Origin of the sequence: Rhodococcus maanshanensis NBRC 100610 (genome assembly GCF_001894865.1) — a bacterium.
Lineage (GTDB): Bacteria > Actinomycetota > Actinomycetes > Mycobacteriales > Mycobacteriaceae > Rhodococcus_G > Rhodococcus_G maanshanensis.
On sequence record NZ_BCXA01000043.1, the window covers coordinates 22,283 to 48,739 of the forward strand.

At 70.9% G+C, this 26,457-nt stretch carries 25 protein-coding genes and 1 tRNA gene; 20 read left to right on the forward strand and 6 right to left on the reverse strand.

The features are described 5' to 3' along the window. Positions 1–19: 19 nt before the first annotated feature. Positions 20–628, reverse strand: coding sequence for an isochorismatase family protein (locus RM1_RS19830; RefSeq protein WP_072753429.1), 609 nt, complete (start codon positions 626–628; stop codon positions 20–22). Between the two features lie 8 nt (positions 629–636). Continuing rightward, positions 637–2,013: a nicotinate phosphoribosyltransferase gene (locus RM1_RS19835; protein WP_083576861.1), complete on the reverse strand. Its 1,377-nt coding sequence runs from the start codon at positions 2,011–2,013 to the stop codon at positions 637–639. A gap of 46 nt (positions 2,014–2,059) precedes the next feature. On the opposite strand from RM1_RS19835, the gene clpS reads away from it, so the two are divergent. From clpS to rdgB, 10 genes are all read left to right on the forward strand, one after another. Next, positions 2,060–2,395, forward strand: a complete 336-nt coding sequence (gene clpS / locus RM1_RS19840) for an ATP-dependent Clp protease adapter ClpS (RefSeq protein WP_027499776.1) — start codon at positions 2,060–2,062, stop codon at positions 2,393–2,395. Positions 2,396–2,442: 47 nt separating this feature from the next. After that, complete coding sequence (gene aosR, locus RM1_RS19845; RefSeq protein WP_072753431.1) at positions 2,443–3,018, forward strand: oxidative stress transcriptional regulator AosR; 576 nt, start codon at positions 2,443–2,445, stop codon at positions 3,016–3,018. Then, positions 3,015–4,094: a P1 family peptidase gene (locus RM1_RS19850; RefSeq protein WP_245816499.1), complete on the forward strand. Its 1,080-nt coding sequence runs from the start codon at positions 3,015–3,017 to the stop codon at positions 4,092–4,094. Before aosR ends, RM1_RS19850 begins: the two co-directional genes overlap by 4 nt. 27 nt (positions 4,095–4,121) lie before the next feature. Continuing rightward, positions 4,122–4,556: a M67 family metallopeptidase gene (locus RM1_RS19855; protein ID WP_072753432.1), complete on the forward strand. Its 435-nt coding sequence runs from the start codon at positions 4,122–4,124 to the stop codon at positions 4,554–4,556. 8 nt (positions 4,557–4,564) lie between these two features. Beyond that, positions 4,565–4,837 (forward strand): MoaD/ThiS family protein, encoded by a 273-nt coding sequence (locus tag RM1_RS19860; protein ID WP_072753433.1) that lies wholly within the window; start codon positions 4,565–4,567, stop codon positions 4,835–4,837. A gap of 6 nt (positions 4,838–4,843) precedes the next feature. Next, positions 4,844–5,806: a PLP-dependent cysteine synthase family protein gene (locus RM1_RS19865; protein WP_072753434.1), complete on the forward strand. Its 963-nt coding sequence runs from the start codon at positions 4,844–4,846 to the stop codon at positions 5,804–5,806. 15 nt (positions 5,807–5,821) lie between these two features. After that, a complete protein-coding gene (locus RM1_RS19870; protein ID WP_072753435.1) occupies positions 5,822–6,487 on the forward strand; it encodes a rhomboid family intramembrane serine protease in 666 nt (221 codons plus the stop codon). Between the two features lie 107 nt (positions 6,488–6,594). Further along, complete coding sequence (locus RM1_RS19875) at positions 6,595–7,353, forward strand: cyclic nucleotide-degrading phosphodiesterase (RefSeq protein WP_072753464.1); 759 nt, start codon at positions 6,595–6,597, stop codon at positions 7,351–7,353. A gap of 26 nt (positions 7,354–7,379) precedes the next feature. Further along, complete coding sequence (gene rph / locus RM1_RS19880; protein WP_027499784.1) at positions 7,380–8,168, forward strand: ribonuclease PH; 789 nt, start codon at positions 7,380–7,382, stop codon at positions 8,166–8,168. After that, entirely contained in the window at positions 8,161–8,778 is a 618-nt protein-coding gene (gene rdgB / locus RM1_RS19885; protein ID WP_072753436.1) for an RdgB/HAM1 family non-canonical purine NTP pyrophosphatase, read from the forward strand. The genes rph and rdgB overlap by 8 nt, the downstream gene beginning before the upstream one ends. A gap of 125 nt (positions 8,779–8,903) precedes the next feature. Here the strand turns inward: rdgB and RM1_RS19890 are convergent, their stop codons facing one another. Then, positions 8,904–9,263, reverse strand: coding sequence for a DUF3817 domain-containing protein (locus RM1_RS19890; protein WP_072753437.1), 360 nt, complete (start codon positions 9,261–9,263; stop codon positions 8,904–8,906). Beyond that, positions 9,260–9,655, reverse strand: a complete 396-nt coding sequence (locus RM1_RS19895) for a transcriptional regulator (RefSeq protein ID WP_072753438.1) — start codon at positions 9,653–9,655, stop codon at positions 9,260–9,262. Before RM1_RS19895 ends, RM1_RS19890 begins: the two co-directional genes overlap by 4 nt. Before the next feature lie 124 nt (positions 9,656–9,779). On the opposite strand from RM1_RS19895, the gene RM1_RS19900 reads away from it, so the two are divergent. The 6 genes from RM1_RS19900 to RM1_RS19925 all read left to right on the forward strand — a co-directional run bounded on the left by RM1_RS19900 (position 9,780) and on the right by RM1_RS19925 (position 13,466). Continuing rightward, entirely contained in the window at positions 9,780–10,064 is a 285-nt protein-coding gene (locus RM1_RS19900) for an ArsR/SmtB family transcription factor (RefSeq protein WP_072753439.1), read from the forward strand. Next, positions 10,061–10,453 carry a VOC family protein gene (locus RM1_RS19905; protein WP_072753440.1) on the forward strand — a complete coding sequence of 131 codons (393 nt, stop codon included), beginning with the start codon at positions 10,061–10,063 and terminating at the stop codon, positions 10,451–10,453. Before RM1_RS19900 ends, RM1_RS19905 begins: the two co-directional genes overlap by 4 nt. 76 nt (positions 10,454–10,529) lie before the next feature. Beyond that, positions 10,530–11,174, forward strand: coding sequence for a DNA alkylation repair protein (locus RM1_RS19910; RefSeq protein WP_072753465.1), 645 nt, complete (start codon positions 10,530–10,532; stop codon positions 11,172–11,174). A 273-nt stretch (positions 11,175–11,447) separates the two neighbouring features. Beyond that, positions 11,448–11,894 (forward strand): nuclear transport factor 2 family protein, encoded by a 447-nt coding sequence (locus tag RM1_RS19915; protein WP_072753441.1) that lies wholly within the window; start codon positions 11,448–11,450, stop codon positions 11,892–11,894. Then, positions 11,891–12,859 carry an NADP-dependent oxidoreductase gene (locus RM1_RS19920; RefSeq protein ID WP_072753442.1) on the forward strand — a complete coding sequence of 323 codons (969 nt, stop codon included), beginning with the start codon at positions 11,891–11,893 and terminating at the stop codon, positions 12,857–12,859. The genes RM1_RS19915 and RM1_RS19920 overlap by 4 nt, the downstream gene beginning before the upstream one ends. 19 nt (positions 12,860–12,878) lie before the next feature. Further along, on the forward strand, positions 12,879–13,466 hold the full coding sequence (locus tag RM1_RS19925) for a TetR/AcrR family transcriptional regulator (RefSeq protein WP_072753443.1): 588 nt from the start codon (positions 12,879–12,881) through the stop codon (positions 13,464–13,466). 120 nt (positions 13,467–13,586) lie between these two features. Here the strand turns inward: RM1_RS19925 and RM1_RS19930 are convergent. Together RM1_RS19930 and RM1_RS19935 are read right to left on the reverse strand one after the other, a co-directional pair. Continuing rightward, positions 13,587–13,671, reverse strand: a tRNA-Leu gene (locus tag RM1_RS19930). Positions 13,672–13,684: 13 nt separating this feature from the next. After that, a complete protein-coding gene (locus tag RM1_RS19935; protein WP_072753444.1) occupies positions 13,685–14,311 on the reverse strand; it encodes a TetR/AcrR family transcriptional regulator in 627 nt (208 codons plus the stop codon). A 141-nt stretch (positions 14,312–14,452) separates the two neighbouring features. On the opposite strand from RM1_RS19935, the gene RM1_RS19940 reads away from it, so the two are divergent. The 4 genes from RM1_RS19940 to acpS all read left to right on the forward strand — a co-directional run bounded on the left by RM1_RS19940 (position 14,453) and on the right by acpS (position 26,441). Next, positions 14,453–15,952 (forward strand): MFS transporter, encoded by a 1,500-nt coding sequence (locus RM1_RS19940; protein ID WP_245816501.1) that lies wholly within the window; start codon positions 14,453–14,455, stop codon positions 15,950–15,952. A gap of 76 nt (positions 15,953–16,028) precedes the next feature. Next, positions 16,029–16,367: a hypothetical protein gene (locus tag RM1_RS19945; protein ID WP_072753446.1), complete on the forward strand. Its 339-nt coding sequence runs from the start codon at positions 16,029–16,031 to the stop codon at positions 16,365–16,367. 355 nt (positions 16,368–16,722) lie between these two features. Further along, a complete protein-coding gene (locus RM1_RS19950; RefSeq protein ID WP_072753447.1) occupies positions 16,723–26,025 on the forward strand; it encodes a type I polyketide synthase in 9,303 nt (3,100 codons plus the stop codon). Further along, positions 26,025–26,441 carry a holo-ACP synthase AcpS gene (acpS, locus tag RM1_RS19955; protein WP_072753448.1) on the forward strand — a complete coding sequence of 139 codons (417 nt, stop codon included), beginning with the start codon at positions 26,025–26,027 and terminating at the stop codon, positions 26,439–26,441. The genes RM1_RS19950 and acpS overlap by 1 nt, the downstream gene beginning before the upstream one ends. Positions 26,442–26,457: the final 16 nt, after the last annotated feature.

The window sequence follows — 26,457 nt, forward strand, 5'->3', positions numbered from 1 at the left end:
AGGCTACTCGGCGCCACCGTCAGTTAGTCGCAGCGACCTGACCCACCGGCGTGACGCCCGCGCCGCGGAGCCGCTCGAGGACCGACGGCACGGAGTCGGGGGACACCGCGGCCGTGTACCGCAGCAGCACCCTCGTCGCGAAGCCCTCCCGGGCCGCGTCGAGCGCGGTCGCGCGGACGCAGTGGTCGGTGGCGATTCCGACCACGTCGACGGCCGCGATCTCGCGTGCACGCAGCCAGTCCGCGAGGGACCGCCCGGAGGCCGCCGAGCCCTCGAAGCCCGAGTAAGCGGCCGAGTGGGCGCCCTTGGAGAACACCTCCTCGACCGATCGCATGTCGAGCCCGGGATGGAACTCGGCGCCAGGCGTCCCGGCCCGGCAGTGCGGTGGCCAGCTGTCCACGTAGTCGGGTTCGTCGGAGAAGTGCGCGCCGGGATCGACGTGGAAGTCGCGGGTGGCGACGATCGCGTCGTACTCGTCGGCCGCCGCCGAGCCGAGCAGACCGGAGATGTCGGCCGCCACCGCCGCGCCGCCGGCGACGGCCAGCGAGCCGCCCTCGCAGAAGTCGTTCTGCACGTCGACGACGATCAGTGCCCGCTTCGGGGTGCCGGGGGTCGCGGTGGGGTTCATCGCCGCCCCTAGCCCACGAATCGGGTGGGGATCGCGGGATCGCCCTGGGAGAGCTTGAGTCCCTCCCACGGCAGGCTGACGAGCCGCTTGGCCAGCAGGTCACGCCCCTCGTCCAGGGTGGGCAGGCCGGCGACCACCTCGCCGCCGCGCACCATCGGGACCAGCAGGTCGTGCGCGATCAGCCCGCCGCTCTCGGGCGCGGGCGCATCGGCAGGGAACGCGACCTCCTCGACCGCGGTCCCGGTCGGCCGGGCGAAACGGACCACCCGCTTGGTCCCGCCGCGCGACTCCTTGTGGCTGCTGCGCTTCGCCACCGGGATGCCCTCCACCTCCACCAGCTTGTAGACCATTCCCGCCGTGGGCGCGCCCGAGCCGGTGACCAGCGCGGTGCCCACCCCATAAGTGTCCACCGGTTCGGCCCGCAGCGCCGCGATCGCGTACTCGTCCAGGTCGCCGGACACCACGATCTTCGTCTTCGTCGCGCCCAGTTCGTCGAGCTGTGCGCGCACCTGGCGGGCCCACTCCCCGAGATCGCCGGAGTCGATCCGCACGCCGCCGAGCTCGGGGCCTGCGACGGCGATGGCGGTCTTGACGCCCTCGGTGATGTCGTAGGTGTCAACCAGCAGGGTGGTGCCGAGTCCGAGCGCCGCGATCTGACCGCGGAACGCGGCCGCCTCGTCCGGGCCCGCGACGGTGTTGTGCAGCAGCGTGAACGCGTGCGCGCTGGTGCCAGCGCCCGGCACGCCGTAGCGGCGGACGGCCTCCAGATTCGAGGTGGCCGTGAATCCGGCCAGGTATGCCGCGCGCGAGCAGGCCACGGCCGATTCCTCGTGGGCGCGACGCGAGCCCATCTCGATCATCCTCCGGCCCGCGGCGGCGCTGACCATGCGCGCGGCGGCGGACGCGATCGCGCTGTCGTGGTTGAGGATCGACAGCGTCAGCGTCTCCAGGAGCACGCATTCGGCGAAGGTGCCGCGCACCGACAGGATCGGCGAGCCGGGGAAGTACAGCTCGCCCTCCCGGTAGCCGTCGATGTCGCCGGAGAAGCGGTAGTTCCGCAGCCAGTCCACCGTCTGCTCGTTCAGGAACTCGGACACGACGGCCAGTTCGGGCTCGCCGAACCGGAACCGGGGCAGTGCGTCGAGCAACCGGCCGATGCCTGCGACGACGCCGTACCGACGCCCGGCTGGCAGCCTGCGCGCGAAGATCTCGAAGCTGCAGCGCCGGTGGGCCGAACCGTCGCCGAGCGCCGCCGAGAGCATCGTCAGCTCGTACTGGTCGGTGAGCAGTGCGGTGCTCGTCTTCGGCTGGGACCAGTCCGAGGCGTTGTTCGTCACGCGCCCACCATACGAGTCGCGGGCCCGCCGCGGGGAGCGCGACGTCATGCGTTCGGAGGTTTTCTCTTTCCTGAGCACGTCGTACTCTGGACCTATGGCCGAGTGCCCGACAACTATCCCGATGGCGAGGATGCCCGCAGCGTCGCCGCAGGTCACGCCAGCCGAATCCGAGGTCGAGGAGATCCTGGAAGCGGAAGACAAGCCCTGGGTGACCGTCGTCTGGGACGACCCCGTGAACCTCATGCACTACGTGACCTTCATCTTCCAGAAGCTGTTCGGCTACAGCAAGGCGAGGGCCACCGACCTGATGATGCAGGTCCACAAGGAGGGCAAGGCCGTCGTGTCGTCCGGATCCCGCGACAAGATGGAGCACGATGTGAACCGTCTCCACCAGGCCGGGTTGTGGGCGACGATGCAGCGCGACAGCTAGCGGCAATCCCGGACCACCGATCCCGAAAGGACCCGCAGGTACGCAACGTGCGCACATGGAGCCGAAAGAATTCGCTGGGCGGCGTGAAGATTCGCTCCGAGATGGACGCACGAGAGGCCTCGGTCCTGCGATCGCTGGTCTCGTCCGTCCTGTCGCTGCTCGAGGACCGGGCCGCCGCCGCGCCCCAGGACGATCTCGCGGAACTGACCGGTCTGCGCACCGGGAACAGTGACGCCCCAACGGATGCCACGCTGGCCCGCCTGCTGCCGAACTTCTACCGGGCCGAGGCCGATCGCGAGGGCACCGCGGCGCAGGGCGCGAACATGAATGCGGCACTGCGCAGTCTGCACGAGCCGGAGATCATCGACGCCAAGCTGGCGGCGGGTTCGGTGATCCTGCAGACGGTGCCGCCCGAGGGCGGCAAGGTCTCGCTGACCCCGGAACAGGCCGACGCGTGGCTCGCCGGCCTCAACGACGTGCGCCTTGCCCTCGGGACCACCATCGGCATCGACGCCGACACCCCGGACGAACTCGAGCCCGACGACCCGCGGGCGCCGCACCTGGACGTCTACCACTGGCTCACCTGGATGCAGGACTCCCTGGTACAGGTCCTCGTCCCGTGACGGGCGCGGGGGTGCGGACGGGGCCGCGGAACTCGCTCGCCGACGTCAAGGGCCTGCTGGTCGGGCACCACCACGAGCTGGACGGGGACGCGACACTCGGCTCCGGTCGGGCGACGGGCTGCACCGTGGTGCTGGCGCCCGGCGGCGCCACCGCGTCCGTCGATGTGCGCGGCGGCGGACCCGGCACCCGCGAGACCGACCTGCTCGATCCGAGCCACACCGTCCAGCAGGTGGACGCGGTGCTGCTGACCGGGGGCAGCGCCTACGGGCTGGCCGCCGCGGACGGGGTGATGCGCTGGCTCGAGGAGCACGGCCGCGGGATCCCGATGGACGCCGACGGTCACGTCGTGCCGATCGTGCCGGGAGCGGTGATCTTCGATCTGCCGGTGGGGGACTGGTCGGTGCGGCCGACCTCGGACCACGGCTTCCTCGCGGCGGAGGCGGCGGCCGAGTGGTTCGCGGTCGGATCGGTCGGCGCCGGGGTCGGAGCGCGCGCTGGTGTGCTCAAGGGCGGTGTCGGCACCGCCAGCCTCGTGCTCGGTGCCGGGGCGGCCGAGGGCGTCACGGTCGCGGCGCTGATCGTCGCCAATCCCGTTGGCTCCGTGTTCGATCCGGGCACCGGTCTGCCGTGGGGGGTCGGGGTGGCCGAGGCCGCGAGCTGGGGCCTGCGGGTCCCGGATGCCGCCGACCTGGCCGCGGCGATCGAGCTCGGCCAGAAGGGCACCGTCCTGAACACCACCATCGGGGTGGTGGCGACCGACGCCGCGCTGAGCAAGGCCGGCTGCAGGCGCGTCGCGGTCGCGGGCCACGACGGCCTGGCCAGGGCGATCCGGCCCGCCCACTCGCCGCTCGACGGGGACACGTTGTTCGCCCTGGCGACCGGCTCGAGGGCGACCGCGCCCGCCCCGGTGTCGATGCCCGCCGCCTTCCCACCGGACCTGGCGCTGCTCGACGCGGTGTGCGCGGCCGCGGCCGACGCGGTGGCGCGAGCGATCGTCGGGGCGGTCCTCGCGGCAACGCCGGTCGCGGGAATACCGAGCTATCGGGAGCTGTTTCCGTCAGCATTCGACGTCTAAGCTGGGCGAACACATCGGGAGGCGCAGGTGTTGGTGATCAGATCCGACCTCGTCGAGGCCATGGTCGCGCACGCCCGTGCCGACCACCCCGATGAGGCCTGCGGCATCATCGCCGGGCCCGAGGGCAGCGACCGGCCGCTGCGGCACGTCCCGATGATCAACGCCGAGCGCTCACCGACCTTCTACCGGTTCGACTCCGGCGAGCAGTTGCGGCTCTGGCGTGCGATGGAGGCGGCCGACGAGGCGCCGGTGGTGATCTATCACTCGCACACCGCGACCGAGGCCTATCCCAGTCGCACCGACATCTCGTTCGCCTCCGAGCCCGACGCGCACTACGTGCTGATCTCCACCCGCGATCCGGACGCGCACGAGCTGCGCAGCTACCGGATCGTCGACGGCGTGGTCACCGAGGAACCGGTCGACGTGGTGCAGACCTACCCGTACGCACAGAACCCCCACTAGGAGCCCCGATGGCCGTCATCGTTTCCATTCCCACGATCCTCCGCAACCACACCGACGGTGAGAAGCGGGTGCAGGCAACGGGTTCCACCCTGGCCGCGGTGATCGACGATCTCGAGGCCAACCATGCCGGGCTCAAGGACCGGCTGATCAACGACGGCAAGCTGCACCGGTTCGTCAACGTGTACGTCAACGACGAGGACGTGCGTTTCTCGGGCGGGCTGGACACCGAGGTGGCCGACGGGGACTCGGTCACCATCCTGCCCGCCGTCGCCGGAGGCTGATCCGAGGTGGCCCGGTACGACTCGCTGATCGAGACCCTGGGCGACACACCGCTGGTCGGGCTGCCGCACCTGTCGCCGCGATGGACCGGGGAGGCGCCGGTGCGGCTGTGGGCCAAGCTCGAGGACCGCAACCCCACCGGCTCGGTGAAGGATCGGCCCGCGCTGCGGATGATCGAGCAGGCCGAGCGGGACGGGTTGCTCACGCCCGGCGCCACCATCCTGGAGCCGACCAGTGGCAACACCGGCATCTCGCTGGCGATGGCCGCCAAGCTCAAGGGCTATCGGCTGGTCTGCGTGATGCCGGAGAACACCTCGATCGAGCGCAGGCAGCTGCTGACGATGTTCGGCGCCGAGATCATCGACTCGCCCGCGCGCGGCGGATCCAACGAGGCGGTTGCGCGGGCGAAGGCGATCGCCGCGGAGCACCCCGAGTGGGTGATGCTCTACCAGTACGGGAACCCGGCGAACCCGGCCGCGCACTACGAGGGCACCGGACCGGAGCTGCTGCGCGACCTACCGGAGATCACACACTTCGTCGCCGGACTCGGCACCACCGGCACCCTGATGGGCACGGGACGCTTTCTGCGCGAACACGTCCCGGGGATCGAGATCGTCGCCGCCGAGCCGCGCTACGGCGAACTGGTCTACGGCCTGCGCAACATCGACGAGGGCTTCATCCCCGAGCTGTACGACGAGTCGGTGCTCACCTCGAGGTTCTCGGTCGGGCCGTTCGACGCGGTGCGGCGAACGAGGGAACTGATCGAGCGGGAGGGCATCTTCGCGGGCGTCTCGACCGGGGCCGTTCTGCACGCGGCCCTCGGGGTCGCGGCCAAGGTCGTCAAGGCGGGAGACCGCGCCGACATCGCCTTCATCGTGGCCGACGGCGGCTGGAAGTATCTGTCCACCGGTGCGTACGCCGGTACCCTCGAGGATGCGGAGGCGGCCCTGGAAGGGCAGCTGTGGGCGTGACGGAAAGAGGTTCGGATGAGCACCCCGGGTGACCCGTTCAAGTACACCAACCCCGCCCTGTCGACGCCGTCGACTCCGCCCGCGACCAGGCCGGCGGCCGAGCGCCCGATGTGGCAGCAGGCGGCCGCGGTCATCGGCGGCTTCGTGGTCGGGCTGTACGTCCTCGAGTTCATCGACATGCTCGTCAAGGGCAGCCTCGACAACGGCGGCATCCAGCCGCGGACGGTCGACGGTCTGTGGGGGATCGTCTTCGCGCCGGTGCTGCACGGCGGGTGGGCGCACCTGGTCGCGAACACCATCCCGTTGCTGGTCCTCGGATTCCTGGTGATGTTGTCGGGCATCGGGCGCGGTCTCGCGGCCACCGGCATCATCTGGGTGATCGGTGGTGTCGGGGTGTGGCTGTTCGGCTCGGTGAACAACCATCTCGGCGCCTCGGTGCTGGTGTTCGGCTGGCTGACCTACCTGATCACCCGCGGCATCTTCGCCCGGCATTTCGGGCAGATGGCCCTCGGGTTGGTGGTTCTGGTGATCTACGGCGGGGCGTTGTGGGGCGTGCTCCCCGGCCAGCCCGGGATCTCCTGGGAAGGGCACCTGTTCGGCGCGATCGGCGGAGTCGTCGCCGCCTGGGTGCTGGCCTCCGATGTCCGCAAGGCGCGCGAGGCGAAGGCGTTGAACCGGTAGCGAAGGCGCAGGTGTGACGCCCGGCGCAGCGGGCGGCGGCGCCGCGTTTGGTCTCGATTCCACCCGAAGCTTTTTCCGGATCAGGTGGTCGTGGCAGCATGGGAAACATGCGCATCACCGTCCTGGGTTGTTCGGGCAGCGTCGGGGGCCCCGACTCGCCCGCCTCGGGCTATCTGTTGACCGCTCCGGACACCCCGCCCGCGGTTCTCGACTTCGGCCCCGGCGTGCTCGGAGCGCTGCAGCGTTATGCCGACCCCGGTCAGGTATCGATCTTCCTGACCCACCTGCACGCGGATCACTGCCTCGACCTGCCGGGGCTGCTGGTGTGGCGCCGGTACCACCCCAATCCGCCGGTCGGCCGGGCCGTCGTCTGCGGACCGACGGACACCGCCTGCCGGATCGGGGCCGCCTCCTCGGAGTGCGGCGGCGAGTTCGACGACATCTCCGACACGATCGACCTGCGCGCCTTCACCGACGGCGGATCGATGAGCCACGGCGCCCTGACCGTCACCTCGCGCCGGGTGTTCCATCCGCCGGAGGCGTACGGGCTGCGGATCAGCGATCCTGCGGGCCGGACCCTCGTCTACACCGGCGACACCGGGATGTGTGACGAGGTGGTCGAGCTGTCGCGCGGCGCGAATGTGCTTCTGGCCGAGGCCTCCTGGACACATCACCCCGACCGGCCGAAGGGCATCCACCTCTCCGGAACCGAGGCCGGACAGGTCGCGGCCAGGGCCGGGGTCGGCGAGCTGCTGCTCACGCACATCCCGCCGTGGACCTCCCGCGAGGACGTCATCGCCGAGGCCAAGGCCGAGTTCTCCGGACCCGTCCACGCCGTATCGCCCGGGGACGTCTTCGAGATCTGAGTCGCGGGACGTCTAGGCTTGCGACCGTGAGCAGACGACTGGATGGCAGGGCGGACGACGAACTCCGCGAGGTACGGATCACCCGGGGCTTCACGAGCCATCCGGCCGGCTCGGTTCTCGTCGAATTCGGTGGCACCCGCGTGATGTGCACCGCGAGCGTCGAGGAGGGCGTGCCGCGCTGGCGCAAGGGCTCGGGCCTCGGCTGGCTGACCGCCGAGTACGCGATGCTGCCCGCCGCGACCCACACCCGCAGCGGCCGCGAGTCCGTCAAGGGCAAGGTCGGCGGACGCACCCAGGAGATCAGCAGGCTCGTCGGCCGCTCGCTGCGCGCCTGCATCGACCTCGCCGCGATCGGCGAGAACACCATCGCCATCGACTGCGACGTGCTGCAGGCCGACGGCGGCACCCGCACGGCCGCGATCACCGGCGCCTATGTCGCGCTGGCGGACGCTGTCACCTACCTGCGCGCGGCCGGCCGGCTGGCCGATCCGCAGCCGCTCTCCTGCGCGATCGCCGCGGTCAGCGTCGGCGTCGTCGACGGCCGGGTGCGGCTGGACCTTCCCTACGAGGAGGATTCGCGCGCGGAGGTCGACATGAACGTCGTCGCCACCGACACCGGCACCCTCGTCGAGGTGCAGGGCACCGGAGAGGGCGCGACCTTCCCGCGCACCACGCTGGACAAGCTGCTCGATTCCGCACTGGCCGGCTGCGAGCAGCTGTTCGAGGTGCAGAAGCAGGCGCTCGCGCTGCCGTACCCGGGCGAGCTGCCCGAGCCGAAGGAGCCTGAGGCGGCGAAGAAGAAGTTCGGTGCCTGACGCCGTCCGGCTCCTCGTCGCCAGTCGAAATGCCAAGAAGCTCAAGGAGCTTCGGCGAGTGCTCGAGGCGGCAGGGGTGAGCGGCATCGACCTCGTCGGCCTCGACGAGGTGCCGCCGTTCCCGGAGGCGCCGGAGACCGCGGCGACCTTCGAGGGCAACGCGCTGGCCAAGGCCCGCGACGGCGCTGCGGCCACCGGGCTGCCGTGCGTCGCGGACGATTCGGGCCTCGAGGTGGACGCGTTGAACGCGATGCCGGGGGTGCTGTCCGCGCGGTGGTCGGGCGGTCACGGCGATGACGCGGCGAACACCGCGCTGGTGCTCGCGCAGCTGTCCGACGTGCCGGACGAGCGCAGGGGAGCGGCCTTCGTCTCCGCGTGTGCCCTCGTGGTGCCCGGCGGCGAGGAGTCGGTGGTGCGCGGCACCTGGCCCGGCGCCATCGCAAGGGAGCCCCGCGGCGACGGTGGATTCGGCTACGACCCGGTGTTCGTGCCGGTGGGGGAGTCGCGCTCGGCGGCGCAGCTGACCCCCGAGGAGAAGGACGCGGCCTCGCACCGCGGCCGGGCGCTGGCGCAGCTGGTGCCCGCGATCGCCGCGCTGGCAGGCAGCTAGGCCCGCCCGCCCGTCGAGTGTGCAGTTCCGGGCGTTCCCTTACGGGCGACGCGTCGGAAGGTGCACACTCGACGGGTCAGCGGGGCGGCCCGTGATCCTGGGCGGCGGCGGGTCCTAGGGCTGGATCAGACGCCGAAGTCGCGCTTGACCTGCTGGGTGCGCCAGTGCTCGACGAAGAACGACAGGAACGGGACGGTGCCTGCGAGCAGGGTGCCGATGGTGCGGCCCACGGGCCAGCGCACCTTCACCGCGAGGTCCATCGTCAGGATCAGGTAGGCGAAGTAGACCCAGCCGTGCACGATCGCGATCCAGCTCGGGAGGTTGTCCACCTTGAACACGTACTTCGCGACCATCTCCGCGGTGAGCACGAGCAGCCAGATGCCGGTGGCGTAGGCGAGGACGCGGTAGCGCAGCAGCGCCGAGGCGATCTTCTTGGTGTCGCGGACTTCGGTCGCGGTGACGGTCTCGTCGGGGGCCGTGCTCACGTGCTGCTCCTATCGGCCTCGCCCGCTCTGAGCTGCGCGAGGTAGTTGTTGTACGCCTGGTGGGCTTCGTCGTCCGGGTTGTCCGCGTCCAGTCGCTGGTCGCCCGACCGGGTACGCGTGGGCAGCACGTCCGCGGGGATCTCGCGGACCTCGGGTGTGGAGGGCGCGTCCTCGGACGGGTCGCGGTCCTCGAGCTGCACGAACCGCCGGTACGCGTACACCACGAACGCCGCGAACAGCGGCCACTGGAAGGCGTAGCCCAGGTTCTGTCCGGTTCCGCCGACGGCCTCGAAACGGGTCCACTGCCACCAGCCGAGCGCGAGACACCCGGCCGCAGCGATGACGACGAACAGAATCAGCGCTGGTCTGCGACGGGAGGGTGAACTGGCCACACAACGACGGTACCCGAGCCTGCGGAGCCGCCGGTACGGAGCCTGGGAGGCGTGGATCACCCTCGTCGGGCCCGCGATCGCCGGGGCCTTGATATGCAAGTGATGACTTGCATATGGTTGGGTCGTGGTCACGGTCTACCGCGCCCTCGATGACGAGACGAGGCGGGTCATCCTCGACGAACTGGCGGCGAGCGACGGCCAGACGTTGTTCGAGATCTGCTCCCTGCTCGCGGTGCGACATGGTCTCGGCCTGACGCGTCAGGCGATCTCTCAGCACCTCGGCGTGCTCGAGTCGGCGGGGCTGGTCGTGACGGAGCGGCGCGGACGATCCAAGTTCCACTACTTCAATTCCGAGCCACTCGCCGAGATCGCCAGCCGATGGCCTGTCCGAGAGAGAGACGATCGATGAGAATCAATCTGACGAGTTTGTTCGTCGACGACCAGCGAGCGGCGCTCGCCTTCTACACCGAAGTACTCGGCTTCACGAAGCATCACGACATTCCCCTCGGCGACGACTCGTGGCTCACCGTCGTCTCGCCCGAAGCGCCCGACGGCCCGCAGCTCCTGCTGGAGCCGGCGCACCATCCGGCGGTGAAGCCGTACCGGGATGCGCTCGCCGAGGACGGCATTCCGCTCGCGCAGTTCGCCGTCGACGACGTCGAGGCCGAGCATGCCCGGCTGACCGCGAGGGGTGTGGTGTTCACGCAACCGCCGACCGACATCGGTACCGCGGTCGTGGCGGTCTTCGACGACACGTGCGGCAACCTCATCCAGATCATCGCGGAGAAGTCGACGTGATGCCCCGATCCAGGACAGTCGCGGTGATCTCCCGAGACAGGAGCCTGAGGTGACCGATGCGACGGTGGCCGAGGTGATGGCCGAGCTGGCCGCGCTCGAGGACCCGAAGGCGCGCAAGGTGAACGAGAAGCACGGTGACGATCACGGTGTGAACCTCGGCGAGCTGCGCGCGATCGCGAAGCGGCTGAAGACGCAGCAGGAACTCGCGCGCCTGCTCTGGGCGACGGACGACTCGGCGGCGAGACTGCTGGCGATCCTGATCTGCCGCCCGAAGGCGTTCGGCCGCGACGAGGTGGACGTCATGGTGCGGGAGGCGCGCACCCCCAAGGTGCACGACTGGCTCGTGAACTATGTGGTGAAGAAGAACCCGCACTCCGAAGAGCTGCGCCTGGCCTGGTTCGCCGATCCGGATCCGGTGGTCGCGAGTGCCGGCTGGGCGCTGACCACCGAACGGGTGGCGAAGACACCCGAGGGCCTCGACCTCGCCGGACTGCTCGACATCATCGAGGCGGAGATGAAGGACGCCCCGGACCGCCTGCAGTGGGCGATGAACCACTGCCTGGCCCAGATCGGGATCGAGCACGCCGAGCACCGTGCCCGGGCCATCGACATCGGTGAGCGCCTCGAGGTGCTCAAGGACTACCCGACACCGCCGAACTGCACGTCGCCGTTCGCGCCCATCTGGATTGCCGAGATGGTGCGCCGGCAGCACGCGCGGTGACTTCCGTCGGGGTGCGGATCGATCCACCACTTCGTCCAGCGGTCACCATGTGATCCGACCCCGCCGACGAAACGAGGTCACGAACCCAGCCGGGTTCGTGACCTCGTCCTTTTCCGCGGCTCTTTCCATAGGGACGCCACCGGCTTTCCAGGGCGTGATGCTGCCGGCTCGCCGGTGGATCTGGGCTGTGCCTGCCCATTGACATGACCCCTCCGCGACGCTAAAAAGAGACAGATCTGTCTCGATAGAGGAAATCGAAGGGGTGAGTGCAAGATGGTCGATCAAGCAATCTCGGTAAACAGCGCGATCCAGGTGGTCGAGAGGTTGGCGCACGCAAAGAGTCGGCAGGACGCGGTGGCAGCGATGGCGATCTACCATCCGGAAGCCGTGCTCGAATCACCCCCGCTGGGGACCCGGTCTGTAGGGCCTGAGGTCAGGGGGGCGATCGAGGGGTGGTTCGCGTTCGCCCCCGACTACGAGGTGCGCGTGGACGGCCACGGCATGGATGGTGAAACGTTGTGCTGTTGGGGCGAGATCTCTCTCACGCCCGCGTTCACGTGGACCGGGGCCGTGCCGAACGGCAGGCGGGCGACGGTTCCAGTTTTCATGCTTTTCCGTTTCGAGGGCGGCCGCGTGAGCTACGAGAGCTTCCATTTCGACGTCGCCGGGGTGGCCCGTCAATGTGGCGTCGATGCGTCTGCCCTGGTCGGGGCGTCATGATCGTCGGAGCGCGCGGGACCAGTCGCGCCACGATGCGCGCCGCGCGGCACGCACAGTGGGGCGCGGCACTCGAGGTCGTCGATGTTCCCCGACCTGAACCCGCAGCCGGTGAGGTGCGGATCGCGGTCAAGGGGACCAGCGTGAACCCGATCGACATGTACACCGGACTCAACGCCGGCTACGAGCAGTCCATGCACCTACCGTTCATTCCCGGCTGGGATGTCGCGGGCGTGGTGGATGCGCTCGGGTATGGCGTGACTCGCCACGCTGTCGGGGACCGACTCTTCGGACTGGCGTGGTTTCCCTACCCTGCGGGAACGTATGCGGAGTACATGACGGTCCCGGCCCACCATCTGGCGCCGATGCCTGCCTCGATTTCGTTCACCGAGGCGGCCTGCCTGCCGATGGCGGTGCTCACGGCGTGGCAGATGCTCGACGCCACCGGAGTGAGCGCCGGACACCGCGTCCTGGTCAGCGGCGCCTCCGGCGGGGTCGGGCACCTGGCCGTGCAGTTGGCGGTCGCGCGCGGCGCCACCGTCGTTGCCCTGGCACGTGCCGGTGATCACGCGCCCTTGTACGAGCTCGGCGCGGGGTCGTGCGTGGACTATGCCGATCCCACAGCGGTCGCGGCGATCGGAAGCGTGGATGCTGCGATCGATCTCGTGGGTGGCGACTTCGGCAGGTCGCTCTTCGGTCTGGTCGCGGCCGGGGGTGCGATTGCATTGGCGACCGCATGGTCGATACCGGAATACGCTGCAGCAGCGGCGGAATGCGGTATCCGGTCGGTCTCGTGCCTCGTCGAACCGGACCCCGTAGCATTGCGGGCGATCACCACCCTGATCGACGCGGGACTGATTCGGGTTGTCGTCGGTGCCGAGTTCGACCTGCATCGCGCCGCCGAGGCCCAGCAATGGGTGCACGCCCGCAGCGGTTTCGGCAAGGCCGCGATCGTGATGGGCAGCTAGGAAGGAAAGTGCCCGCGAGATGTCCAAGCAGGTGCGCGGCCCGGCGCTGCGCGAGAAGCTGATCGATATCGCGGCGGATCTCTTCTATGCCAACGGTGTTCGCGCCGTCGGGGTGGACGAGGTCGTCCGTCGGGCCGGGGTGGCGAAAGCGAGCCTGTATAGATGGTTCCCGGCCAAGGATGACCTCGTCCTCGCGGTCTTGCAACGTCGCGATGACATCTTTTGGGCACAGTGGGACGAAACCGCAGCGCGGCACACGGACCCTCGGGGCCAACTCGACGCGCAGCTGACCTGGCTGCAGGAGCTCGCGACACAGCAGGCCTATCGCGGTTGCGCATTCGTCAACACTGCAGCGGAATTCGACGGCGAGGAAGCGGAAAACATCAGGGAACGCTGTCTTCGACACGAGGAGGAGCTCCGGCGCCGCCTCCGGTCACTGACCGTCGGACTCGGCGTTGCTGACAGCGATCGCCTGGCTGACCGACTGCACATCGCGATCGTGGGTGCGCTGGCGGTGGGCGGTCTCTATCCGATGAGCGGACCCGCCGCTGAACTACGCACGCTTGCCGCCGATCTCATTGCGGCGACAGCTGCCTCCGCCCACTGACGGGGCAGGAAGCCGGCCGGTCGCCGCGGGTGTCCCGCGTTCGGCCAATCCAACGCAAACGAGGTCACGAACTCTTGTGGGGTTCGTGACCTCGTTCGTCGCAGTTCATGAAACTGCTCGTGGTGCGCGAGGGGGGACTTGAACCCCCACGTCCTGAGACACCAGGACCTAAACCTGGCGCGTCTGCCAATTCCGCCACTCGCGCGTGCCGAAACAGCCTACTTCACGGCGTCACCGGTGGGCGCGAGCAGCGTCATGAGCATGTCCAGTTGCTGTTCGCGTGAGGCGACGCCGAGCGTGTGACCGACCATCCGCTCCTGTGAGGCGCGCATGAAGCAGCCGCTCACCAGCGTGTAGGCGACCGTCTCCGGATCGACGTCGGCGCGCACGACACCCAGGCGCTGCTGCTGTGCGAGGTAGCCGCCCATCATCGTGATCCCGCGATGCGGGCCGAGGTCGTTGTCGCGCATGTGCGCGCCGAGCGCCTCGCGTAGGTCGGCATCGGACTGCGCCGCGGTGAGCACGTCCATCGCCGGGTCCAGGAACGCCTCGACCGCCGCCATGAACCCGGCCAGGGTGCTGCGCAGGTCGGCCCCGGCGAACCCCCGCTGGTTGAGGTCGGCCAGCGGGCGCAGCCCCCTCTCGAACACCGCCAGCAGCAGGCCGAAACGGTCCGTGAAGTGGTAATAGATGCTGCCCTCGGACACCCCGGCCCGCTTCGCGACCTCCCGGGTGGTCAGCTTCGCGACGCCGCGTTCGCGCAGCACGGCCAGGGTCGCGGACAGGATCTCCTCGCGGCCGCCGGAGGGCGGCCTGCCGCGGCGTGGGGCGGGTGCGGTGGTCATGGTGAGCCGAGCCTACCGGTCGCGAAAAGATTATTGAGCCAACGCTCAGAAATGATGTTATTTTTGAGTACACACTCAGGAAAGGGGTGGGTCATGGCTCGGAAATGGTGGACCCTGATTGCCGTATGCACAGGGGTGTTCATGCTCTTGCTCGACGTGACGATCGTGAATGTCGCGCTGCCCGACATCCAGCGCGAGTTCGGTGCCTCGCTCACCGATCTGCAGTGGGTGATCGACGCCTACGCGCTCACCCTCGCGGCCTTCCTGCTCACCGCGGGAACGATCGCCGACAAGTACGGGAGGCGGCTGGTCTTCGCGGTCGGTCTCGTCGTGTTCACCGTCGGTTCGCTGCTCTGCGGGGTGGCCGACTCGCTGGTGCTGCTGTCCGCCTCGCGGGCGATTCAGGGTGTGGGCGGCGCGATCATGTTCGCGACCTCCCTCGCGTTGCTGGCGGGCGCGTTCGCGCCGCGCGAGCGAGGCGTCGCCTTCGGTGTGTTCGGCGCCGTCACCGGTGTCGCGGTGGCGGTGGGGCCGGTCCTCGGCGGGGCCCTCACGAGCGGGTTGTCCTGGCGGTGGATCTTCTTCGTCAACCTCCCCATCGGGATCGCGGCCCTGGCGGTGACGCTGTTGCGGGTCGACGAGTCGCGGGCACCGACCGCGCACCGGGTGGACTGGGCGGGCTGTGTGGCGTTCAGCGCCGCGCTCGGTGCGCTGGTGTTCGGGCTGATCCGCAGCCACGTCGACGGCTGGGGGTCGGTCACGGTGGCGGGCTCGCTGGTGGCCTCCGTGGTGCTACTCGTGGCCTTCGTTGTCATCGAAAAGACCTCGGCCGCACCGATGTTGGACCTCAGCCTGCTGCGTGTACCGACCTTCGGCGGCGGGTTGATCGCCGCCTGGGCCATCTCCGCCTCGCTGTTCTCGCTGCTGACCTATCTGGTGATCTTCCTCCAGGGCATCCAGGGCTACTCGGCCGTCGAGACCGGGCTGCGGTTCCTGCCGCTGACCCTCGCGATCTTCGTGACCGCCGGGGTGGCGGGCCGGCTGAGCGACGTGGTCCCGGTGCGCTGGCTGATCGCCCCCGGGTTCGTCCTGGTCGCGGCCGGGCTCTGGCTGATGCGCGGCGTCGACCCGGCGGGCAGCTGGACCCAGTTCGTCCCCGGCTTCCTCGTCGCGGGCGCAGGCGCCGGGCTGATCAACCCGCCGCTCGCCTCGACCGCGGTCGGGGTCGTCGAGCAGGACCGCGCGGGCATGGCCTCGGGCATCAACTCGACATTCCGGCAGGTCGGCATCGCGACCGGCGTCGCCGCCCTCGGCAGTCTGCTTGCCTCGCGGATGGACGACTCGGTACGAGCGGCCCTGTCGGACGGTCCGCTCGCGGGCCGGGCGGGGGAGTTCGCGGACGCGGTCAGCAGCGGCAGCACCGCGTCGGCGATCGGCTCGCTGCCGCCCGAACTCCGTGGGCTCGCGGCGCGGGCCGCCGGCACCGGATATGCCGAGGCGCTCGACGGCATCCTGCTGATCGGTTCGGCGACCGCGGCGCTGGCGGCGGTCGCGACGCTGCTGCTCATCCGGTCCCGCGACTTCGTCGAGGCGCCGGGGGAACCGGCGTCGAGCGAGGCGGCGGCCGCGGTTCGAGTGTGAGGGTCGCCGTCACGGAGTGCGGTCCCGGCCGTGTCGCGCGGCCGGGACCGTCGCCCGATTTGGTAGAGCTGACTGCATGGGAACACTCACGGTCACCGGCAGCACCCTTCGCCTCACCCTGTCGACCTGGGAGAAGGTCGGTGCCCTCCATGGCGACGTCGAGGTCCCGTTGAGTTCGATCCGTGCCGTCGAGGTCTGTCCCGACGGGCCGTCGGCGCCGCGCGGCATCCGTGCGCCGGGATTGGGCGTGCCCGGCGGCCGCAAACTCGGCACCTGGCGCTCACGAGGGCGGCGCGAGTTCGTCGACGTGCGCAGGGGGCAGCCCGCGTTGCGGATCGAGCTCTCGGGTCAGCCGTTCGCCGCGCTGGTGGTCGGGGTGGACGATCCGGAGGCCCTCGCGCGGCGCCTCGGGTAGCCGGAACCGTGCGCGCTTTTCGCCCCCATGGGGGTGCAACTCGCGCACGGTCGGCGGAGCCGCTGATAACGAGTTGGTAACGATCAATATGAGGGGTTCCTCAGGTTTCGCGCGGGGTCGTTTTCGGTCCGGCCAGCACGTTCTCTCCCTACCCGCGAGTCACTTGTGAAGCCGATTTGTGACCTGCGTCACGCCTACTACCTGGTAGAACGCTTGTCCAGGTCGCAAACGTGAGGAAATCCTCACGATTCTGTGCGAGCCTGATCGCGTCCCCGAAGATCCGTCCGCGGCCTGCCGATGTGCCGCGTGTGGCCCGAGATCTCGGTGGGCATCGACCAGGAGAGGACAGTCAATCGTGACGATCGACGAGAGCACGCCGGTGGGTAAGGGAAGCGGCACCGGAGGGTCGCGGATCTCTGCGCGCGCCGGGTCTCCGAAATCCGCGCTGCGCGATCGGCTCGTTGCCGGTGAGCCGTATGCCCTCGCGTTCGGCGGCCAGGGCGCGGCGTGGCTGGCCCCCCTCGAGGAGCTGATCCGCGACAACGGCCTCGAGCCCGACATGACCGACCTCGTCAACGAGGCGGCCGCCCTCCTCGCGCCCGTCGCGCAGGACCTGCTGGTGGTCCGGCCCGCGGGCTTCGATCCCATCGGCTGGATCCTCGAGCAGGACGTCGTGGACGAGGACGTCACCCCGGCAGGCCCCTCCGCCGCGGCCCTCACCTCCGCGTCGGTCTCGCTGCCCGGTGTCTTCCTCGCGCAGCTCGCCGCCCTGCGGTCGCTGCGCCTGCAGGGTCTCGACCCCGCCCAGAACGCGCCGGTCGCCGTGATCGGGCACTCGCAGGGGATGCTCGGCGTGCAGGCCGTCGCCGACGGCGGCGACACCGACGGCGCTCTCCTGGCCATCGCGCAGCTGATCGGTGCGGCAGCGGTCCTGGTCGGCCGCCGTCGCGGCGTCATCGGCGGCGCCGAGCGCGCCCCCATGCTCGCCATCTCCGATGTGGACCCGGAGCGCATCCAGGCCATCGTGGACGAGGTCGCCGCCGGCGTCGACGCCGAGCGCGCCGCCGTGATGGCCATCCGCAACGCCCGCCGCCGCGTCGTGGTCTCCGGCACCCCGGCGCAGCTGGCCCGCGTCCAGCAGCGGGCCGAGCAGATCGCCGAGGACGAGGCGCGTGAGCGCGATGCCAAGAAGCGCGGCGGCGCCGTGTTCTCGCCGGTCTTCGAGCCGCTCGCGGTGGAGATCGGCTTCCACCACCCGGCGCTCGCCGATGCCGTCGACACGGTCGGCGCCTGGGCCGTGCGTTGCGGGCTCGACCCCGAGCTCGCCAGCGAGCTGGCCCGCCTCTGCCTGGTCGACCCCGTCGACTGGGTCGCCGCCGTGGACTCCGTGGTCGACGCCGGCGCGGCCTGGGTCCTCGACCTCGGCCCCGGCGACCTGCTCACCCGCATGACGGCCGGTTCGCTGCGCGGGCGCGGCGTCGGCATCGTCGCGGCGTCCACGCGTCTGGGCCAGCGTCACCTCATCACCCCGGGCGCGGCGCCCGAGGTGGCGAAGGCGTGGAGCGAGTTCAAGCCGACCCTGGTGTCGCTGCCCGACGGCAAGGTCGGCGTCGAGACCGCGTTCACCCGGCTGACCGGTCGCTCACCGATCCTGCTCGCAGGCATGACCCCGACCACCGTCGACGCGAAGATCGTCGCCGCGGCGGCCAACGCCGGCCACTGGGCCGAGCTCGCCGGCGGCGGCCAGGTCACCGAGAAGATCTTCACCGACCGGGTCGCCGAGCTGCAGACCCTGCTCGAGCCGGGCCGCGCGGTCCAGTTCAACTCGCTGTTCCTGGACCCCTACCTGTGGAAGCTCCAGCTCGGCGGCAAGCGGCTGGTGCAGCGGGCGCGCTCCGCGGGCGCCCCGATCGACGGCGTCATCGTCACGGCGGGCATCCCCGAGCTGGACGAGGCCGTCGCGCTGATCGAGGAGCTGTCCGAGGTCGGCATCGGCCACGTCGCGTTCAAGCCCGGCACGGTCGCCCAGATCCGCTCGGTCATCCGAATCGCCAACGAGGTCCCCGACTTCCCGGTGATCGTGCACATCGAGGGCGGCAAGGCCGGCGGTCACCACTCCTGGGAGGACCTCGACGACCTGCTCGTCACCACCTACGCCGAGCTGCGCGCCCGGCCGAACCTGGTGATCTGCGTCGGCGGCGGCATCGGCACCCCTGAGCGGGCCGCCGATTACCTCACCGGACGCTGGTCCACCGAGGCCGGCTACCCGGCGATGCCGGTGGACGGCATCCTCGTCGGCACCGCCGCCATGGCGACGCTCGAGGCCACCACCGCCCCCGACGTGAAGCAGCTGCTGGTGGACACCCCCGGCACCCCCGACTGGGTCGGGGCCGGCACCGCGACCGGCGGCATGGCCTCGGGCCGCAGCCAGCTCGGCGCCGACATCCACGAGATCGACAACGCCGCCTCGCGCACCGGCCGCCTGCTCGACGAGGTCGCCGGTGACGCCGACGCCGTCGCGCAGCGCCGCGACGAGATCATCGCCGCGCTCGACGTCACGGCCAAGCCCTACTTCGGCGACGTCGCCACCATGACCTACGAGCGCTGGCTGCGCCGCTACCTGGAGCTGGCCGTCGGGATCGACTCGGCCAAGACGTTCGACTGCGGCACCGACTGGGCGGAGGCGTACGCCGACGCGACCGAGTCGGTCTGGCTCGACGGCACCTGGCGCGACCGCTTCGCCGAGATGCTGCGCCGCGCCGAGGCCCGGCTGCACCGCAACGACCGCGGCCCGATCCGGACCCTGTTCAACGACGAGCTGGTCCTCGAGCGCCCCGAGGCCGCGCTGTGCGCCCTTAAGGCCGCCTACCCGGACGCCGGCGCCGTCGTGCTGCACCCCGCCGACGTGCCGTTCTTCACCGCGCTGTGCAAGACCCCCGGCAAGCCGGTCAACTTCGTGCCGGTCATCGACAAGGACGTCCGCCGCTGGTGGCGTTCCGATTCCCTGTGGCAGGCACACGATCCGCGCTACACCGCCGACCAGGTGTGCATCATCCCGGGCACCGTCGCCGTCGCGGGCATCACCGAGGTGGACGAGCCGGTCGGTGACCTGCTCGACCGTTTCGAGCGCGCCACCACCGAGGAGCTGCTGGCCGAGGGCGCCGCGCCGACCGCCGTCGCGAGCCGCAGGCACGCGGCCACCGCCCGCGGTCTGCTCGGTGTCGTGCTGTCCGCGCCCGACGTGCTGTGGGCCTCGCGCCTGACCCGCAACCCCGTGCACCGGCTCGGCGACCTCGCCGACTGGACGGTCGCCGGGGACGGCGACAGCGCCACCCACGCCAGGACCGGCGCCACCCTGCACGCGGTGGACGCCGAGCACGCCGAGCTGACCGTTCCGCTGGTCGCCGACCGCGCCGTGCGGATCCGGATCACCGTGCCCGCCTCGACCCGTGACGGCGGCGCCCCGGTGGTGACCGCGGCGGACGCCGAGGCCGCCATGTCCGCGCTGCTCGGCGTCGCGGCAGGCCAGGACCTGCCCGCCGTCAAGAACGGTGTGGCGCGCGTCAACCTCGCCTGGGTGCCCGACCGGGTCGCCGACCACGCGGGCGTCACCGGCGCCGGGTTGCCCGAGTCGCTCGCCATCGGCACCAGTGCGGTGCCGGACGTCGTCGTCGGTGCCTGCTGGCCCGCCGTGTTCGCGGTGCTCGGCGCAGCCACCACGGCCGAGGGTGCGCACGTCATCGAGGGCATGCTCGACCTGGTCCACCTCGACCACGCCGTGGACCTGGTCGGGGCGATCCCGACCGAGACCAGCGTGCTCACCGTGAAGGCCGAGTCCGTCTCCGTCGTCGACACCGACATGGGGCGCGTCGTCGAGGTGCACGTCGAGGTGGGGGCCATGCGCGAGCACGGCACCGCCGCGCCGACCTTCGCAAAGCTGGTGGAGCGCTTCGCGATCCGCGGCCGCACCGGTGCGGGCGAGCTGGCCGACCCGGCCCGCGCAGGCGGCTCGCTGACCGACGCGGCCACCGACACCCCGCGCCGCCGTCGCCGCCAGGCCACCATCGTCGCGCCGCGGCACATGGGCGCCTTCGCGGGCGTCTCGGGCGACCACAACCCGATCCACACCTCCGACGCGGCCGCGCTGCTCGCCGGGCTCGGCAGCCCGATCGTGCACGGCATGTGGCTCTCGGCCGCCGCCCAGCAGGTCGTCACCGCCATCGACCCGTCGGCGGTCGTGCCGCCGCGCAGGCTGACCGCGTGGACCGCCCGCTTCCTCGGCATGGTCCGCCCCGGCGCCGAGATCGACGTCCGCGTCGACCGCGTCGCCTACGACGGCGGCGCCGAGGTCATCGAGGTCGGCTGCCGGGTGGACGGCGACCTGGTGATGGTCGCCTCCGGCCGCACCGCCGCGCCGAAGACCGTGTACGCCTTCCCCGGCCAGGGCATCCAGCGCCCCGGCATGGGCCTCGACGCCCGCGCCCGGTCCAAGGCCGCCCGGGAGATCTGGGACCGCGCCGACAAGCACACCCGCGGTGCCCTCGGCTTCTCGATCCTGGCCGTGGTCCGCGACAACCCGACCGTCCTCAAGGCACGTGGGGTCACCCACAAGCACCCCGACGGCGTCCTGCACCTGACCCAGTTCACCCAGGTCGCCATGGCCGTGCTGGGCGTCGCCCAGGTGGCGGAGCTGCGCGAGGCCGGCGCCTTCGTGGAGGACTCACTGCTGGCCGGCCACTCGGTCGGCGAGTACAACGCGCTTGCGGCCGTCGCCGGGGTGCTGCCGCTCGAGGCCGTCCTCGAGGTGGTCTTCCAGCGCGGCTCCGCGATGCACGCTCTGGTGCCTCGCGACGCGGCGGGCCGCTCCAACTACCGCCTCGCCGCGATCCGGCCGTCGCAGATCGGCGTTGCCGACGAGGACCTCGCGGAGTTCGTGGGAGGAGTCGCCGAGGAGACCGGCGAGTTCCTGGAGATCGTGAACCTGAACCTGCGCGGCTCGCAGTACGCCATCGCAGGCACCGTCGCGGGACTCGATGCGCTCGAGAAGGAGATCGACCGCAAGCGCGCCGAGACCGGCGGCAAGCGGGCGTACATCCAGATCCCGGGCATCGACGTGCCGTTCCACTCGACCGTGCTGCGCGGCGGCGTTGACGATTTCCGCGGTCGCCTGCTCGACCTGCTTCCGCAGGACATCGACCCGGCCATCCTGATCGGGCGCTACATCCCGAACCTGGTGCCCAAGCCGTTCTCGCTCGAGCGCGAGTTCATCCAGGAGATCGCCGATCTGGTGCCCTCCGAGCCGCTGGCCGCGGTGCTCGCGGACTTCGACGGGCACGCCGCCGATCCGGCGAGCCTGACCCGCATCGTGCTGTCGGAGCTGCTGGCCTGGCAGTTCGCCAGCCCGGTGCGCTGGATCGAGACGCAGGACCTGCTGTTCGCCGACGAGGTCGACGGTGGCCTCGGCGTGGAGCGTTTCGTCGAGATCGGCCTCGGCGCGGTGCCCACCGTGGCGAACCTGGCCTCGCAGACCCTGAAGCTGCCCGGTCGTTTCGGCAACCCGGTCGAGGTGCTCAACATCGAGCGCGAGGCGGGCATCGTCTTCTCGACCGACACCGACCCGGCGCCCGTCGAGGACGACGAGCCGGTGGCGGAAGCGGTCGCGGAGGCACCCGCCGCCGCGGCGGTGCCCGCACCCGTCGCCGCCCCGGCGGCGGCCACCGGCGGCCCGCGTCCCGACGACATCGCGTTCTCTGCATCGGACGCCACCGCCGTGCTCATCGGGCTGTGGACCAAGCTGCGCCCCGACCAGATCGGCCCCGTCGACACCATCGAGGCGCTCTGCGACGGCGTGTCCTCGCGTCGTAACCAGCTGCTCGTCGACCTCGGCGCGGAGCTGTCCCTCGGCGCCATCGACGGCGCGGCGGATGCCGACATGGGCTCGCTCGCGGTCACCGTCAACAAGCTGGCCCGCACCTACAAGCCGTTCGGCCCGGTGCTCACCGACTCGGTGAACGACCACCTGCGCAAGGTCTTCGGGCCGTCGGGCAAGCGCCCCGCCGCCATCGCGGAGCGGGTCGCCAAGGTGTGGGAGCTCGGATCCGGTTGGGCCAGCCACGTCACCGCCGAGGTGGCGCTCGGCACCCGCGACGGATCGAGCGTTCGAGGCGGGGCGCTCGGCGGCCTGCACGAGGGCGCCCTCTCCGACGGCGCCGCAGTGGACGCGGTGATCGACGCCGCGGTCCAGTCCGTCGCTTCCCGTCGGGGCGTCGCCGTGTCGCTGCCCGCCACCGGTGGCGGGGCAGGCGGCACCGTGGACGCCGCCGCGCTCGGCGAGTTCACCGAGCACATCACCGGCCGCAACGGCGTGCTCGCCTCCGCGGCCCGGCTGGTGCTCGAGCAGCTCGGACTGTCGGACGAGCCCACGGTGGAGGTCGCGGCCGACACCGAACTGGCCGACCTGGTGTCCGCCGAGCTCGGTGCTGACTGGCCGCGTCTGGTCGCCCCTGCCTTCGACGACCGCAAGGCCGTCCTGATCGACGACAGGTGGGCGACCGCCCGCGAGGACCTGGCCCGGCTGTGGATCGGCGACCACGCGACCGTGGTCTCGGTGACCGAGGCCGACTTCACCGGCGCGGGCAGTGCCGTGGCCGCGCATGCGGACTGGTGGCGTCAGCGCGCCGAGGCCGAGGGCCGTGAGGAACTCGTGCAGGCATACGCCGACATCGCCGCGGCCGCCGCCGTCACCGACGACGAGCCCGGCGTCTGGGCCGACCAGGTTGCGGTCGTGACCGGCGCCAGCAAGGGTTCCATCGCGGCCTCGGTCGCGGGTGGCCTGCTGCGCGGCGGTGCGACGGTCTTCGTGACCACCTCGCGCCTGGACTCCGAGCGGCTCGGCTTCTACCGGAAGCTGTACCGCGCCAACGCCCGTGCCGGCGCATCCCTCTGGGTGGTGCCCGCCAACATGGCGTCCTACGCCGATGTCGACGCGCTGATCTCCTGGATCGGCGAGGAGCAGACGGAGACCGCGGGCGGAGCGAAGAAGCTGGTCAAGGAGGCCGTCACCCCGACGATGCTCTTCCCGTTCGCCGCGCCCCGGGTCGGCGGTGAGCTCTCCGACGCGGGCGCCCGCGCCGAGATGGAGATGCGGGTCCTGCTGTGGTCGGTCGAGCGGCTGATCGGTGGGCTGTCGAAGATCGGCTACGACCGCGACGTCGACACCCACCTGCACGTGGTGCTGCCGGGCTCCCCGAACCGGGGCCTGTTCGGCGGCGACGGTGCCTACGGTGAGTCGAAGGCCGCGCTCGACGCGGTGGTCATGCGCTGGAACGCGGAGCGCACCTGGGCCGAGCGCGTCACCCTCGTGCACGCCCTGATCGGCTGGGTGCGCGGCACCGGGCTGATGGGCGGCAACGACCCGATGGTCGAGGCCGTCGAGGCCAAGGGCGTGCGCACCTGGTCCACCGACGAGATGGCCGAGCAGCTGCTGGCCGCCTGCACCCGGGAGACCGTCACCGCGGCCGCCGCCGCGCCGGTCCAGCTGGACCTGACCGGTGGCCTGGCGGAGGTCGACCTCGACCTGGTGGCCCTGTCCCGCGAGGCGGCCGACGCCGAGAAGGCGGCGGCGGTCGAGCCCGAGGACGACGCGACCGACACCGTCGACGCGCTGCCGGCGCCGCCGCGGATCGGGGACGCCCCGGCCGCGCCGTCGTGGCCCGAGTTGGACGTCAACCCGTCCGACCTGGTGGTCATCGTCGGTGCCGGTGAGCTCGGACCCTACGGCTCGTCCCGTACCCGCTTCGAGATGGAGGTCGACGAGAAGCTCTCGGCGGCAGGCGTTCTCGAGCTGGCCTGGAATACCGGTCTGGTCACGTGGGAGAGCGACCCGGTTGCGGGCTGGTACGACACCGAGACCGGTGAACTGGTGCCGGAGGCGGAGATCGCGGACCGCTACCACGACACCGTCGTCGAGAGGTGCGGCATCCGCACCTACGGGGACGAGGGCGCCATGGTGGACAACACGGCCCCGCTGCTCACCTCCGTGTTCCTCGACAACGACCTCACGTTCGTGGTCGGCAGCGAGGCGGAGGCCAGGGCCTTCGTCGACTCGGATCCGGAGCACACCGTCGCGTCGGTGGTCCCGGACAGCGGCGACTGGCAGGTCACCCGCCGGGCGGGCACCGAGATCCGGGTGCCCCGCAAGGCGAAGCTGACCCGCACCGTCGGCGGCCAGATCCCCACCGGTTTCGACGTCACCAAGTGGGGCATCCCCGCGGACATGGCCGGCTCGGTGGACCGGGTTGGCCTGTGGAACCTGGTCACCACGGTGGACGCGTTCCTCACCGGCGGCTTCACCCCCTCGGAGCTGCTGCGCTGGGTGCACCCCTCCGCGGTGGCGAACACCCAGGGCACCGGCATGGGCGGCATGACCTCGATGCGCTCGCTCTACATCGACACCCTGCTGGGTGAGTCGCGGGCGAACGACATCCTGCAGGAGGCGCTGCCGAACGTCATTGCGGCGCACGTGGTCCAGTCCTACGTCGGCGGCTACGGCGCGATGGTGCACCCGGTCGCGGCCTGCGCAACGGCGGCGGTCTCGGTCGAGGAGGGCGTCGACAAGATCCGACTCGGCAAGGCGCAGCTGGTGGTCGCAGGCGGATTCGACGACCTCGGCATCGAGGGCATCGTCGGCTTCGGCGACATGTCCGCGACGGCGAAGTCGGAGGACATGCTGGCCAAGGGGATCGACGAGCGTCGGTTCTCCCGCGCCAACGATCGTCGGCGCGGCGGGTTCGTCGAGTCGGCAGGCGGCGGCACCATCCTGCTGGCCAGGGGAGACCTGGCGCTGGAGATGGGACTGCCGGTGCTCGGTGTGGTCGCATGGGCGGGCTCGTTCGCCGACGGCGTGCACACCTCGATCCCGGCCCCGGGAATCGGCGCGCTCGGTGCCGGACGCGGCGGCCAGGACTCGCAGCTGGCGCTCTCGCTCAACGCGCTTGGTGTCACCGCCGACGACATCTCCGTGGTGTCCAAGCACGACACCTCCACGGCGGCAAACGATCCGAACGAGGCCGAGCTGCACGAGCGGCTCGGGGCGGCGCTGGGTCGCAGCGCCGGGGCCCCGCTGTTCGTGGTCTCGCAGAAGAGCCTGACCGGGCACGCGAAGGGCGGCGCGGCCGCGTTCCAGCTGATCGGCCTGTGCCAGGTGCTCGCCCAGGGCGTCATCCCGCCGAACCGCAGCCTGGACTGCGTGGACGAGAAGATGACCGAGTTCTCGCACCTGGTCTGGCCGCGCGAACCGCTTCGCTTCGGCGAGCGGCTCCCGCTCCGGGCGGGCCTGCTGACCAGCCTCGGCTTCGGTCACGTGTCCGGTCTGATCGCGGTGGTGCACCCGCAGGCGTTCGTCGAGTCGATCCCGGCGGCCGCGCGTGCGGACTACCTGGCCAAGGCGCAGGAGCGGACGATCGCCGGGCAGCGTCGACTCGCGTCGGCGATGTGCGGGGGCGCGGACCTGTACGAGCGGCCTGCGGACCGTCGCTTCGGTGGGGATGCGGTGCCCGCGAAGGCGGCTCGTCAGCTCGAGGCGGACATGCTGCTGCACGAGCAGGCCCGGCTCGGCGCCGACGATGTCTACCGATCCGGTCTGCCGGGGTGCCAGTGATGGCCATCCTGGGAATCGGATACGACCTGGTCACCGTCACCGAGTTCGCGGAGCAGATGAAGCGGCCGGGAACGGCCATGCTGTCCAGCTTCCGGCCGGGGGAGCGCCGCTACGCGGAGTCCAAGAGCACCGACCCGGCCCGCCACTACGCGGTGCGCTGGGCGGCGAAGGAGGCGGTGATCAAGGCGTGGGCGTCGTCCCGGTTTGCCCGGCCGCCGTCAGTGGGTGACAACGCCTACGCGCAGATCGAGGTGGTCAACGACGCCTGGGGCCGTCCGAGCATCAAGCTGCACGACGAGGCCGCCGAGTTCCTGCCCGGCGCCATCATCCACCTGTCGCTGACCCACGACGGCGACATGGCGGGCGCCATGGTCGTCATCGAGGAGCCCGACCTGGTGGTGCCGGTCGCCGACTAGGCGAACGCACGAGGTG

What these genes read in the sequence shown, in the direction of transcription:
- RM1_RS19870 (WP_072753435.1), top strand. Translation starts at nt 5,822, where the DNA reads ATGAGCACCCCGGGTGACCCGTTCAAGTACACCAACCCCGCCCTGTCG.
- RM1_RS19915 (WP_072753441.1), top strand. Translation starts at nt 11,448, where the DNA reads ATGGTCGATCAAGCAATCTCGGTAAACAGCGCGATCCAGGTGGTCGAG.
- RM1_RS19945 (WP_072753446.1), top strand. Translation starts at nt 16,029, where the DNA reads ATGGGAACACTCACGGTCACCGGCAGCACCCTTCGCCTCACCCTGTCG.
- RM1_RS19925 (WP_072753443.1), top strand. Translation starts at nt 12,879, where the DNA reads ATGTCCAAGCAGGTGCGCGGCCCGGCGCTGCGCGAGAAGCTGATCGAT.
- RM1_RS19905 (WP_072753440.1), top strand. Translation starts at nt 10,061, where the DNA reads ATGAGAATCAATCTGACGAGTTTGTTCGTCGACGACCAGCGAGCGGCG.
- acpS (WP_072753448.1), top strand. Translation starts at nt 26,025, where the DNA reads ATGGCCATCCTGGGAATCGGATACGACCTGGTCACCGTCACCGAGTTC.
- RM1_RS19835 (WP_083576861.1), bottom strand. Translation starts at nt 2,013, where the DNA reads ATGACGTCGCGCTCCCCGCGGCGGGCCCGCGACTCGTATGGTGGGCGC.
- RM1_RS19935 (WP_072753444.1), bottom strand. Translation starts at nt 14,311, where the DNA reads ATGACCACCGCACCCGCCCCACGCCGCGGCAGGCCGCCCTCCGGCGGC.
- RM1_RS19910 (WP_072753465.1), top strand. Translation starts at nt 10,530, where the DNA reads ATGGCCGAGCTGGCCGCGCTCGAGGACCCGAAGGCGCGCAAGGTGAAC.
- RM1_RS19830 (WP_072753429.1), bottom strand. Translation starts at nt 628, where the DNA reads ATGAACCCCACCGCGACCCCCGGCACCCCGAAGCGGGCACTGATCGTC.
- RM1_RS19860 (WP_072753433.1), top strand. Translation starts at nt 4,565, where the DNA reads ATGGCCGTCATCGTTTCCATTCCCACGATCCTCCGCAACCACACCGAC.
- RM1_RS19920 (WP_072753442.1), top strand. Translation starts at nt 11,891, where the DNA reads ATGATCGTCGGAGCGCGCGGGACCAGTCGCGCCACGATGCGCGCCGCG.
- RM1_RS19875 (WP_072753464.1), top strand. Translation starts at nt 6,595, where the DNA reads ATGCGCATCACCGTCCTGGGTTGTTCGGGCAGCGTCGGGGGCCCCGAC.
- clpS (WP_027499776.1), top strand. Translation starts at nt 2,060, where the DNA reads ATGGCCGAGTGCCCGACAACTATCCCGATGGCGAGGATGCCCGCAGCG.
- RM1_RS19940 (WP_245816501.1), top strand. Translation starts at nt 14,453, where the DNA reads ATGCTCTTGCTCGACGTGACGATCGTGAATGTCGCGCTGCCCGACATC.